Source organism: Desulfosporosinus burensis (genome assembly GCF_054657535.1).
Genome location: NZ_BAAHYN010000004.1, coordinates 125,466 through 138,183, shown reverse-complemented (window position 1 = coordinate 138,183; position 12,718 = coordinate 125,466). Strand labels below are relative to the sequence as shown.

Below are 12,718 nucleotides of genomic sequence, written 5' to 3'. Positions count from 1 at the left end.
TCGAATATCGAATATCGAATATCGAATATCGATTACAAGGAGGGTCGCTAATGCTAATACCCAAAGTCAGTGTCGTTATCCCCACGTACAATCACGCCCGGTATCTCCCTTATGCGCTTGATAGTGTCATCAATCAGAGTTATCCAAATCTTGAAGTATGTGTGATTGATGATGGTTCCACCGATGGAACAGCCGAATTCGTGAAGCCGTATCGTTCAAAAATTAACTATGTTTATAAAGAAAATGGGGGAACACCCAGTGCGTTAAATCTTGGGTTATCTCTTGTAACGGGTAAGTACGTGTGCTGGTTAAGTGCAGATGACGCACTAATAGGTGAAAAGGTGTCTAAACAGGTGGGACTGATGGAACGTGATCCGAGTCTGGGTTTTAGCTACACGAGCTTTGTCGTGATTGATTCCAACGGCGCAAAACAGTATGAGGTTAATTCAGCCTATTTTTCCGACAAGCAGGAAATGGTGACGATGCTCATGGAGGGCTGCTTTATTAACGGATCTTCCGTGATGATGAGATGCTCTGCTTTAAAGATAATAGGATATTTCGACGAAAGTCTGCCCCAAGCCCATGACTATGACTTGTGGTTTCGCTTTCTTAGGCATTATTCTTGCGGATTTTTGGAGGAACCTCTGTTGGCTTATCGTTGGCACGGTGAAAATATGAGTCAAAATCCTAACCAAGCGTGTTCTCTGATTGTACAAGAGAGAGCTAAACGGCTATTTCCCGAGTGGTTAAATTACCAGCAGGAGGCTAAAACTTGAGCCTGAATGAGATGATTGAGAGATAGAAATTTTATCAGGGTAGTTAATTACAATTGAAGGGAATTCCTGTAATGAAGATTATGACCATATTGGGGACACGTCCGGAAATTATTCGTTTAAGCCGAATTATTCCACTCTTAGATGACCTCTGTGAGCATATTCTCGTGCATACTGGTCAAAATTTTGATCGGACGTTGAACGAGATATTTTTTACTGACCTAAAGTTGAGGTCTCCGGATTATTTGCTAGACTGCAGGGCACCGACTTTAATGGGTCAAATTGGGCAGATATTCAGTGAATGTGAACGGGTGATGCTCAAGGAGAAGCCCGATCGCCTGCTTATTTTAGGGGATACCAACAGTGCCTTGGCGGCGATGGTTGCTAAGCGGCTACAGATTCCGGTTTACCATATGGAGGCAGGTAACCGCTGTTATGATGACCGGGTACCGGAGGAAATCAATCGTCGAGTGGTGGATCATTGCAGCGATATATTACTACCTTACACGGAACGAAGTCGGGCTAATCTGCTAAGGGAAGGGATTAAAGGGGAACGCATTTATGTAACGGGTAACCCGATTTGGGAAGTTCTAACCCATTACGCAAATAGGATTGCCCAAAGCCAGGCTCTACAGGCGGTGGGAGTGGCCTGCAAAGGCTATTTTCTAGTGACCTTACACCGAGCTGAAAATGTTGATGACGAGGAACGTCTGGCAAAATTCATAACCGCTTTTCATAGGTTATATGAAGAATACGGCTTGCCACTTATTTGCAGTCTTCATCCACGTACTCGTTCTCAGCTGGAGAAGCAAAACAGGACTTTCGCAGGAAACGGCATCCAGGTCGTGGAACCTCTAGGGCTGTTCGATTTTGTGTGTTTGGAGCAAAATGCCTACTGTGTTTTGAGCGATAGTGGGACAGTTCAAGAAGAGTGTTGTCTTTATAAAATACCTAATGTGACGTTACGGGATGTAACCGAGCGACCGGAAACATTGGAGGCAGGGAGTAATCTAATTGCTGGATGTGAATCAGTAGCCATCTTGCGAGCCGTAAAAACGGTTTTAAGTCAAGGGTGTGACTGGGAGCCTCCGCCAGACTACATGGTGCAAAACGTAAGCCGGAAAGTCGTAAAAATCCTTCTGAGTTGGGGTGCTTGAAGGTTGATATTTTAGTAAATGTTCAAAAATATAAAAAAGTTGAGTCTTGGCGGGAAACAATAAAATAAAGAAAACTTAGCTGGCGCCAAGCTTCAGCGAAGGCGGCCGCCTTAGTTGCACTTATGCTTACCAGAAATTTATACTTTCTGATAGTACAAAAAAGGACCTCCAAATCGGAGGTCCTTAATCACTTACTATACCTGTAAAAATTCTTGAACGGGGTGCTGCTTTGTATTTCACTTAATAGTAAGAATCAGTTGCCCAAATTTTAGGAGATCCGCTAGGTTCTTCTCGATAATTCCCTGTATAATTTCTAAGTTAACTGCCTGATAATTGTGGACAGCGATATTACGGAATCCAACCATTGCTTTGAGTTTCTGAGCGAGATGTTCGTCGATAATACCAGCTTCCTGTAAAAAATCGAAGGCATCCCGACTTGACTGGGGAATACCTAGACCCTTCGAAGCTACCAGATGCATCGCAAGATCAATGCTTGCTTCACAAGAACGTTGGATATTGAGTATGATTGAATCCTGTTTGGTATAATTCTCGAGGTTCAAAAAGTTCCCTTTGTACTCTTCCTGGATGCGACGTATACAACGTTCAATAATCGCGACTTTATTGAAGACAACATCATCCACTATATACACTCCCCCTCGCAGAAATATTCCTGAGGATTTCTGCTCTTTCTTCATTAAGTAAGGCATACTCTTTGAGAGTCCGTATTTGAAATTCGGCCAGTTTCTTTGGGTCGTTAGAATGAATCACTTGACCAAAGCCAACAATCTGTGCCTTGAAGACAGTGGATGCTTGCCTTAAATCCACTAAATCAACTTCCCGCCCTACCTCTATAACGAGAGCCTGAGCTAAGAGATAAAGATCATAGGACTTAACGTCTATATCACTAATAAAAGCAACATCAATATCGCTATCATCCCGAAAATAACCCTTCACGGATGAACCAAAAAGAATTATAGTATGGGGCTTTAATTCCTTTATAAGATACTCTTTAACTTGGCTTAACGTGTTATCAGTGATATTCAAACATATTTCCCTCCCTGCATTTTACGCTGGGATTTTAATAACTGTAATATTCCAAAATTTTCTATTTAATTAATTATAGCATAAAAATGAGCTATCTTCCACTTACATTTTGTCAATCGAACCTACATTTAAAAGGACCCCCAAACAGGAGGTCCTTAATCGTACTTACTATTGTTGTAAAAATTCTTGAACGTAAAGGTTACCATAAGCGGTTCCATAAGCTATCCCTACGCCTACATGTGTGAAGCGAGGATCTAGAATATTTGCTCTATGCCCAGGGCTTTGCATTAAGGATGCCATGGAACCTGAAACGGACTTATTGCCAGAAATGTTTTCTCCAGCCCAGCGTATTGTAATTCCTACTTGCTGCATCATAGCCCATGGGCTACCGTAGGTTGGAGAGGTATGACTGAAGTAGTTGTTTACTTTCAAATCGTTGGCTTTAGCACGTCCCACTGCGGTAAGGCGAAGGTCTGCTATTACCGGGTTTAAGCCAGCAGCAAGTCGTTCTTGATTGATCATGTCCACCATAAGTTGCTCGTCAGCCGTTAACTCGATTACTGGTGGAATGACAGGGAGTGTTGGAGCAGGAGCTGTAGTAGTAGTAACGGGAACTGGAACAGGAGTCGGAGTAGCGGTTACTGGGATGCTATTGGGTTGGTTAAGGATATTTTTCAAAGAAATAACGCTTCCACTATTGGTTGTCGGTTCTGGTCCGATATTGATCCATTGAGAGGGAGAGATGGTCGTTTGAGGATTCGTGGTGGATGGAGTCGTAACCACGGTTTGGGTTCCCTGATTGGAAGGGGATACGGGATTTTGAGTTGGAACTGGAGTGGGTATTACTGGCGTTATCACAGGACCAGAAGAACGAAGGGTGACAACGGAACCTGTTAGGGGACGAGGAGCGCCAATATTGATGGCTGCTTGTACCGGTAAAGCGACTAAGGTCATGAAGACGACCATATGAATGCTCACTATTAATTTAAAGTTTCTTTTCATGTGGGAAGCCTCCTTATGATGATTAATTTTTAAATTGCAGAAATTGCGGGACAAACGATAGGGCAGTCCGGACACGTTGAATTGACAACTAAGTTGAGCGCTTGTCCGAATGACAAGTGCAGTATAACACAGTAAGTTGCTTGAATAAATGGTACTTTTATACAGAGGAGTTTTTTGGTGAATATCGAGTGAGATTATCAAGATGTTTGACGAGTTGAAATTTCCCTCAATGCATAAAAAAGGCTATAATAATGAGTAACCTAATCAAAATTAAATAACGTTGATTTGATAAACTATAACAGCTTTACTTATTGGTGCTTTTGTGTTTTTTGTAAACACATAGACTATTAAACTCACCGTTGACGACTAAATAATAAAAAAGAGAGAGTGAAGTAATCGGATGGCAAAACAGATGCTTCTCATCTTTGCTCATCCTGATGATGAGTCCTTCGCCTTGGGCGGTACCATTGCTAAATACGCTGAACAAGGGGTTAATATAACCCTTGTCGTCGCGACCAAGGGCGAGGCTGGTCAAACAGCAGGGTTTTGTCAGAAGGAAGAACTGGGTTTATTTCGAGAACAAGAACTGATGAGTGCCGCAAAGGTCCTAGGGATTACTGAAGTTAGTTTCTTGGGATATCTTGACAAGGAAGTTCCGCTGGCACCACCCCTTGAAATTGTGGAAAGACTTGTTCGCATTATCCGAACCAGACGTCCTCAAGTAGTGATCACCTTTGGAGCAGACGGTGCATCCGGACACAGAGACCATCGGGCGATTCATCACTTTGCCAAGGCAGCTATTAAACTGGCGAAGGAGCCCGTAGTACAGGAGTGGGGAAAACCCTATACTCTGCCACGTCTTTGCTATGTTCAGCCTGGCTGGAGGCTTACCGAGGAAAAGCGGCAGGGAATCGATTATATTATCCCAATTTCAGCATGGATGGAGCGGAAATGGCAGGCAATCCTAGAACATCGGACTCAAAGAGGTTCTCTGCATAAATTTGAGTCCTTAGAGGAAACCGTCAAACAGGATTATTTAAGTAGAGAATATTTTCAATGCGATTTGGAGGTAAGTCCCTTTCCTGGACGGGGAGAGGATATCATGGCAGATTTGGAGAGGGTGGGATCCTAAGTGCAGGCCAAAGTAGTAATGAAATTTTGCCCGGACTATTCTGCAGACGTGGAAATGCGTTTGAGGGAAGGCTTGGCTGAATGGGGCGGCATATCCCCCTTTGTGAAGCCCGGACAGAGGGTCTTACTAAAAGTAAACCTTCTCATGAAAAAACGACCAGAGGAAGCGGTCACGACCCATCCCAGTGTCGTGGAAGCCGTCGTTCGTCTCGTTCAAGAGGCTGGCGGAATACCGATTATTGGGGATAGTCCGGGTGGACCTTACACAGTGGCTGCACTCCAAACAATTTATACAAAGTCGGGTTTGCGTGAGGTTGCAGAGCGGACCGGGGCAATCCTAAACGAAGATGTGGGACAAACAACCCTCCAATATCCGGAGGGGAAACTTGCTAAAACTTTAACCGTAACGAACTGCGTCTTGAATGCCGACGTTGTGATCCCTATTTCTAAATTAAAAACCCATGGCATGATGACCTTCACGGGGGCTGTTAAGATCCTTTTTGGCGTTATCCCTGGACTTCTAAAAGCCGAATATCATTTAAAAATGTTTAAGATCCCTGATTTTGCAGATCTTTTGGTCGACATAGCCACTTGGGTAAACCCTGCGTTAAGCATTATGGATGGGATTGTAGGCATGGAGGGAGATGGACCTTCAGCCGGCAAACCACGAAACGTCAACGCTCTGATTATGAGTACGAACCCTTTCGCCTTAGATGTCGTAGCTACGGATCTGATTGGTTTAAAGCCAGAAAAGGTTCCCACCCTGATGGCTGCCCGCGCTCGTGGTCTAACTAGTCGTCTTAGCGAAGTCGATTTAAAAGGGGATGTGCGCTCCCTGTGGCGGATTCAAAGCTTCGAAATACCTAAAGCAGTCTCGACTAATTTCTTGGATATGGTTCCACTCCCGCGAAGTGTGAAGAAATTTATACTCAACCGTGTTCGTCCTCGCCCTGTTTTTGAACATGAAACGTGTGTGGGGTGCCGGGACTGTCTTAATAACTGTCCGCCTAAAGCTTTGACAATGAATGAAAATCAGCGCCCGATCGTGGATCTAGAAGCCTGTATACGCTGTTTTTGCTGTCATGAGCTTTGTCCACATAAGGCGGTAACACTTTTTAAACCGTGGGTCGGTAGAAAATTTATTAAGTAATTCCCCAGAATGTAGTAAGAGAACAACCGCAGAGTCTTATTGTGGAGGTGTAAGCAATGGCAGAAAGTGTTATAGTTGTTGATGTGGGATCTGGCACGCAGGATATCCTTATCTACGAGCCAGGACGATCACTGGAAAACTGTCCTAAGTTTATCGTACCGAGTCGTACCCAGCTGGTGGCAGGCAAGATTCGAAAAGCTACAGAACAAGGGAAGGGAATCTTTCTCCATGGCCATTTAATGGGTGGAGGGGCGAGTGCTCAAGCTCTGAAAAAGCATGTAGCCGCGGGTCTAAGGGCCTATGCAACTCCTCAAGCTGCAGTTACATATCATGATAATTTGGCGCGAGTCGAGGAGATGGGAATCGTGCTTTGCCAAGAAGCACCGGAATCGGCAACCTCAATTTGGCTGGGAGATATCGATACGGTTTCTTTGCAACAGGCAACTCATGCTTTTGATCTTGACTATCCTTTAAAATCAGCCGTAGCGGTACAGGATCACGGCTTTAGCGAAACCGAAAGCAATCGAATTCTTCGCTTTCGGCTCTGGGATGAGTTTATTCTACAAGGTGGGGACCTGCGAAAATTAGTGTTTACCGAGGATATTCCAGAAGTGTATACGCGAATGCGTGCAGTCCGAGAGATTTTACCTGGGGCAGTTCTAACGGATACTGGGACGGCGGCCCTCTTGGGAATCACGGCGGACCCCATGGTAAAACCCTATCTTAATCAAGGAATCATAGCCGTCAATATTGGCAATTCTCACACTCTCGCCGCAGCTATTCGCGGGGATCGGGTCTATGGGATTTTTGAGCAACACACTAGTATGCTCAATGCCGACTCACTGGCCAATCTTATACAACGTTTTCGATCGACGGAATTAACAAACGCCGAAATCTTCGACCAAGGAGGACATGGTTCGACAATACATCCAGACATGCGACCGGGTTGGGAGTTTATCACGGTCACCGGGCCCCGCAGAAGTTTGGCAAAATCTCTGAAATGGTACGAAGCCGCACCGTATGGAGATATGATGTTAACAGGGTGTTTTGGGATTCTTGTCGGTATGGGGATCCTTTAAGGTTAAAAAAATATTTTAAATGGCAAGGACTTTTCATTTAATTGGAGAATCAAACAGAGTGGCTAAATTCATTTGACAGGTAGACGTTTGAATGAGTAGAAAGGGGGGGAGATCATGGCAGAGTTTTTATCTCAATTTCGGAACTTTGAATTTCGAAGCGCAATCGATATCATCGTAGTGGCGGTGGTCTTCTACCAATTTTATATGCTCATTAAGCGGACCCGTGCTGTACAATTGGTTAAGGGAGTCATGGTCCTAGTAGCAGTCTCTTTACTTGCTAGATTTTTTCAGTTAACAACGATTAGTTGGTTGTTGGATAAACTTTTGCAAATGTTTGTTATCGCCATTCCGGTTGTTTTCCAGCCGGAACTCAGGAAGGCTTTGGAGCAGCTGGGCAGGGGACGATTTTTCACTCGCCATCCCTCGACTCCCGGTTTGGATACTCAGGAACAGGTCGTGGAAGAGTTAGTGCGTTGCACCCAGGTCCTGTCCAAGACTCGTATTGGAGCTTTAATCGTGCTTGAACGGAAAACAGGAATCCAGGACTTTGTAGAGACTGGGATTAAAATCGACGGAATGCTCTCCTCGGAATTTTTAGTCAATATTTTTATCCCTAATACACCGTTACATGATGGTGCAGTCATTGTTCGGCAGGATCGTGTCGCTGCTGCAGGGTGTTTTCTTCCACTCTCCGAAAATCCAAATATCCAAAAGGAATTGGGAACACGCCATAGAGCAGCTTTGGGATTAACAGAAATTACGGATGCATTGGCAATTGTCGTCTCCGAAGAAACAGGGGCGATTTCAGTAGGCATCGATGGAACGCTGACACGTTTTATGGACGAGAAAATGCTACGAGAATTATTGATGAGCGAACTTGAGATTAAGAGTCTTTCTTCATCAGTCATTCCGTTTTGGAGGTGGTAGCCCCATGCTTGATATGTTTCGCCGCAACCTCGGGGTTAAGATCCTCTCATTACTTTTTGCGATCCTCTTTTGGCTCTTTGTTCTGAATGATGAGACCCCCGATAAGCTTCTTCCCGAACAGACATCGGCTATTCCACTCGTAGCAAGCGGATTAGATCAAAACATGGTCGTAATGACTCAGTTTCCAGTCGTTCGTGTTCGTATACAAGGGAGTAACCCAAGCGCTAATATTAAAGATATCTATGCTCAAATTGACCTTTCAAATGCAGTGCCAGGGGAAAGCACCTACGTCATTAAAGTCAACACGCCACCGGGAATGAATGTAGTGGATCTCCAACCGGCCAGCCTTAAATTGACCTTGGATAGGGTTCAAGAGAAGACGGTCCCAGTTGAGGCTATCGTGTCAGGAAATCCTGCCAATGATTATGAAGTGGGTAGTCCCATTGTCAAACCGTCGGCGGTTAATGTTCGTGGACCGAGTTCGATTCTTGGCACCCTGGATAGAGTGACCGTAGAAATTAGTGTATCGGGTGCAAGTGAGACAGTTCAGATTGCTAAACCCGTAAGCTTTCGAGATAAAGGGGGCAAACCCATTTTTGGACCGAATCCGGCTGCAGATATTTTAAGTGCTTATCCAAGCAGTGTGGATGTGATTGCTCCGGTGATCGCCAAAGGGCTCTCTACTAAGATGATCCCTTTGAGGGCAACAACTACTGGAACGCCTGCTTCAGGTAAGGAACTTCGTTCCTTAGTCTCTACCCCTGCAAGTGTAACAGTTCAAGGGACTCCCCAGGTTTTAAAAGCCTTTGATTTCCTGAATATAGGACCAGTGGACATTAGCAATCTATCCGAGGATAAAAATTTCCAGATACCGTTAGATAAAGTCACGTTACCACAAGGAATTTCGTTCCTGAACGGGACCAACTTAAGTGTTTTCGTTCAAGTTGGGGATGGACCCATCCAAAAGAGTATCTCAGGTGTAGTGGTCCAAGTCCGAAATGTTGGGACTGACCTAAAGGTTGATAAAATTACTTCTCCTATCGATGTTGTGATCGAGGGTCATTCTAATGTTTTAGACAAGGTAACTCCAGAACAGATACAACTCTGGGTTGACGCCTCCGATAAAAAGGCTGGAGATTATCTCGGCTCGAACGTATTCTGGCAGCTCCCTCCGGGCGTAACCTTGCCTACTACAGTGCAGGTGGACTATAGCCTCAAAGCTCAGGTAGTTAAAGGAGTAGAATAGTCACGTGGATTTACTGTATACGAATCTAAGAATCCCTGTCGAAGAGGATGCGTTGTTAATGGCAACGCTTGCACGAAAGCTAAAAGTACCAAGCCACTTTATCAGCGGTCTTCGTTTCCTACGTCGTTCTTTAGATGCCCGCAAAAAGCCCAATCTGGCGTTCGTTTATACGATCCAGTTTTCCCTTGATGTACCTAATACTGAGGTGAGTCGTGTTTTAGCGCGGGTCCCTGGACTGAAAGAAGCTCCGCTAGAGGCCCCAGTACTTTGGCCTAGGCCTAGCCTAGCCTTGAAACATCGCCCAGTAGTGATTGGAGCTGGACCAGCAGGGTATTTTGCCGCCTTAGCCTTAGCCAGAAGAGGGTATGCGCCGCTTGTTCTTGAACGTGGAGACTCGGTCGAAGAACGGACACTCAAGGTTCAGGAACTCTGGGATACGGGAACGTTAGACCCGGAAAGTAATGTTCAATTTGGGGAAGGGGGAGCTGGAACCTTTTCGGACGGCAAGCTCACAACCCGAATTCAGGACCGACGAATTTCTGACGTCTTAGGGACGTTTGTTAAACATGGGGCTCCCTCTGAGATTCAGTATCTGGCGAAACCCCACATTGGGACGGATATTCTTAAAGAAGTAGTCAAGGGAATCAGGATGGAAATCGAGTCTTTGGGTGGCGAGATCCGCTTCAAGACTAAAGTGACCGGATTGCTACCAGCGTCAGGCCGAATGAAAGGGGTCGTCGTCAACGATGGGGAGGAAATTCCTGCCGAAGCGGTGATTCTCGCCATCGGACACAGTGCCCGAGATGTTTATAAATTACTCCACTCTCTGGACATTATGCTAGAGAAAAAATCCTTTGCAATTGGTCTGCGCGTAGAACACCCCCAGGCACTCATCAATCTTTCTCAGTATGGAGTCGAAGAACACCCCCATGTTGGCCCAGCGGACTATCAGCTGACCTATCAGGACGTAAGGACGGGACGGGGAGCCTATGCTTTTTGTATGTGCCCAGGCGGAAAGGTTGTGGCCGCGACCTCGGAAGAGGGAGGGGTTGTTACGAACGGTATGAGCGCCTATGATCGGGACACGCAGATTGCCAACAGTGCGATTGTTGTAACCGTTGGTCCAGATGACTTTTCGACCGACCATCCTCTGGCTGGCCTAGAATTCCAAAGAGAATGGGAACATAAGGCATTTATTGCTGGAGGGTCAAATTATCGGGCTCCAGCTCAACGAGTGTTAGATTTTTTAGAACAGCGAGTCACAGAGCGCTTTGACTTGTCGCCAACTTATGCCCCGGGCATTACGCCGAGTGAGTTACATCAGGTACTTCCGACTCAAGTAGGAGAGGTATTAGAGCGAGCTCTTCGAGTTTTCAACGGTAAAATTAAAGGTTTTGCTGGGGAAAGAGCCACTTTGACCGGAGTCGAGACAAGGACAAGTGCCCCCATCCGCATCCTTCGAAACACGCAGGGGGAATCTTTAAGTATGTCAGGGCTTTATCCAGCAGGTGAAGGAGCCGGGTATGCTGGGGGGATTACAAGTGCTGCAGTGGACGGATTAAGAATGGCAGAATTTCTTATGGCGCAATATGCTCCAATAGAGTAGACTAATACAATTAACCCTAAAAAGATGTTAGAGATGAAGAACATTTTGCTTAAGAAGTAATACACTAGAAGATATGAAGGGAGGGAACGATTTGAGTCGACTCTTTGGAACCGATGGGGTCCGTGGTGTGGCTAACAGCCAGTTGACACCGAGTCTCGCTTTTAGACTTGGGCAGGCAGGGGCTTATGTACTTAGTAAGGAGCATCCACACCCTCGAATTGTCATTGGCAAAGATACTCGGATTTCTGGAGATATGCTTGAAGCGGCACTTATCGCCGGAATATGCTCCGTCGGAGCGGATGTTTTACGGGTCGGTGTACTACCAACACCTGGGATCGCTCTCTTAACGCGTACCCTTGATGTTAGTGCCGGAGTGGTGATTTCAGCATCCCATAACCCTGTCCAAGATAACGGCATAAAGTTCTTTGATTCAACCGGGTATAAATTACCGGATGCTATTGAAGATGAAATCGAAAGCATTGTAGATAGTGAAGATAAACCTTGGCAGATTCCAGTTGGCGGTGAGATCGGGCGAGTGATTGAGGTGAACGATGCAGGACGTCGCTATAAGGAGTTTCTTAAAAGTACTGTGGGGCGACTGGACGGGATTAAAGTCGTCTTGGACTGTGCCAATGGAGCGGCATCGTTTGTAGGCCCAGAAGTATTGCAAGAAATCGGAGTAGAGGTCATCTCTATCTGTAATACACCAGACGGTGTAAATATTAATGATAGTTGTGGATCGACTCATCCAGAACAGTTACAGCGAGCAGTTTTAGAACACGGTGCAGATCTAGGCTTAGCCATGGACGGAGATGCTGACCGTCTAATCGTGGTTGATGAACGTGGGACTATTTTAGATGGAGATTTTATCATGCTGATTTGTGCCCTAGCCCAAAAGGCTAAAGGGACCTTAGCCCAAAATGCAGTCGTGATAACCGTCATGAGTAACTTAGGTCTCCATCTGGCCCTGAAAAAGGCAGAAATCTCAATTTACGAGACACAAGTCGGGGATCGCTATGTCATGGAAGAGTTGATCAAGACCGGGGCGAAGCTTGGTGGAGAGCAGTCTGGACATATTATTTTCCTGGACAGCAACACGACCGGAGATGGATTATTGACCGCTCTGCAGTTGTTAGCCGTGGTAAAGGAGCGACAACTTCCGCTCTCCCAACTCGCATCACAAATGCAGCGTTTACCTCAGGTGCTCCTCAATACTAAGGTACAACATAAAGACCGCCTAATGAAGGATGAGAGAGTTCTTGCGAAAGTACATGAAGCTGAGGAATTTCTAAACGGTACTGGCAGAGTCTTAGTACGTCCTTCCGGGACAGAGCCACTCATCCGAGTCATGGTTGAAGGACCTGACCAACAAAAATTAAAAGAATTGGCCCAAGAGGTCATTGACATTATTAATCAATGTGATGAATAAATAAAAAATACCAATAGCTTACTGTCTCTAATTCACGTATAATGGTTCATGTGCCTTAAGCAGTAAAGAACTCACATAGTTGAGGCACATGAACAGAACCGATCCGCTGTACCCGTATCGGAGGGCAGACCGATTCTTAATGTGTTGTCTATTATAATAATGGAAAGAAGGTGA

The 12,718-nt window shown here is 45.5% G+C and carries 12 protein-coding genes; 9 read left to right on the top strand and 3 right to left on the bottom strand.

Annotated elements, in window-relative coordinates; all coding sequences use genetic code 11:
- Positions 1-50 precede the first annotated feature (50 nt).
- Both ACYQ3Q_RS08005 and wecB read left to right on the top strand, forming a co-directional pair.
- Positions 51-776 (top strand): glycosyltransferase, encoded by a 726-nt coding sequence (locus ACYQ3Q_RS08005; protein WP_459928078.1) that lies wholly within the window; start codon positions 51-53, stop codon positions 774-776.
- Positions 777-847: 71 nt separating this feature from the next.
- The gene (gene wecB, locus ACYQ3Q_RS08000; RefSeq protein WP_459928077.1) at positions 848-1,930 is read left to right on the top strand and encodes a non-hydrolyzing UDP-N-acetylglucosamine 2-epimerase; all 1,083 of its coding nucleotides are present in this window, start codon (positions 848-850) and stop codon (positions 1,928-1,930) included.
- A 236-nt stretch (positions 1,931-2,166) separates the two neighbouring features.
- Here wecB and hepT read toward each other — a convergent pair whose 3' ends face one another.
- From hepT to ACYQ3Q_RS07985, 3 genes are all read right to left on the bottom strand, one after another.
- A complete protein-coding gene (gene hepT, locus ACYQ3Q_RS07995; protein WP_459928316.1) occupies positions 2,167-2,574 on the bottom strand; it encodes a type VII toxin-antitoxin system HepT family RNase toxin in 408 nt (135 codons plus the stop codon).
- Positions 2,564-2,974, bottom strand: coding sequence for a type VII toxin-antitoxin system MntA family adenylyltransferase antitoxin (gene mntA / locus ACYQ3Q_RS07990; RefSeq protein WP_459928076.1), 411 nt, complete (start codon positions 2,972-2,974; stop codon positions 2,564-2,566). Before mntA ends, hepT begins: the two co-directional genes overlap by 11 nt.
- A 168-nt stretch (positions 2,975-3,142) precedes the next feature.
- Positions 3,143-3,976, bottom strand: a complete 834-nt coding sequence (locus ACYQ3Q_RS07985; protein WP_459928075.1) for a CAP domain-containing protein — start codon at positions 3,974-3,976, stop codon at positions 3,143-3,145.
- A 400-nt stretch (positions 3,977-4,376) separates the two neighbouring features.
- Here ACYQ3Q_RS07985 and ACYQ3Q_RS07980 point away from each other — a divergent pair, with 400 nt between their 5' ends.
- The 7 genes from ACYQ3Q_RS07980 to glmM all read left to right on the top strand — a co-directional run bounded on the left by ACYQ3Q_RS07980 (position 4,377) and on the right by glmM (position 12,544).
- Positions 4,377-5,108 (top strand): PIG-L deacetylase family protein, encoded by a 732-nt coding sequence (locus ACYQ3Q_RS07980; protein ID WP_459928074.1) that lies wholly within the window; start codon positions 4,377-4,379, stop codon positions 5,106-5,108.
- Positions 5,109-6,257: a DUF362 domain-containing protein gene (locus tag ACYQ3Q_RS07975; RefSeq protein ID WP_459928073.1), complete on the top strand. Its 1,149-nt coding sequence runs from the start codon at positions 5,109-5,111 to the stop codon at positions 6,255-6,257.
- Between the two features lie 56 nt (positions 6,258-6,313).
- Positions 6,314-7,336, top strand: a complete 1,023-nt coding sequence (locus tag ACYQ3Q_RS07970) for a DUF1786 domain-containing protein (RefSeq protein WP_459928072.1) — start codon at positions 6,314-6,316, stop codon at positions 7,334-7,336.
- A gap of 114 nt (positions 7,337-7,450) precedes the next feature.
- Positions 7,451-8,263, top strand: a complete 813-nt coding sequence (gene cdaA, locus ACYQ3Q_RS07965) for a diadenylate cyclase CdaA (protein WP_459928071.1) — start codon at positions 7,451-7,453, stop codon at positions 8,261-8,263.
- A 4-nt stretch (positions 8,264-8,267) separates the two neighbouring features.
- On the top strand, positions 8,268-9,509 hold the full coding sequence (locus ACYQ3Q_RS07960) for a CdaR family protein (protein ID WP_459928070.1): 1,242 nt from the start codon (positions 8,268-8,270) through the stop codon (positions 9,507-9,509).
- Between the two features lie 4 nt (positions 9,510-9,513).
- Positions 9,514-11,115, top strand: a complete 1,602-nt coding sequence (locus ACYQ3Q_RS07955; RefSeq protein ID WP_459928069.1) for an NAD(P)/FAD-dependent oxidoreductase — start codon at positions 9,514-9,516, stop codon at positions 11,113-11,115.
- Positions 11,116-11,206: 91 nt separating this feature from the next.
- Positions 11,207-12,544, top strand: coding sequence for a phosphoglucosamine mutase (gene glmM / locus ACYQ3Q_RS07950; RefSeq protein WP_459928068.1), 1,338 nt, complete (start codon positions 11,207-11,209; stop codon positions 12,542-12,544).
- Positions 12,545-12,718: the final 174 nt, after the last annotated feature.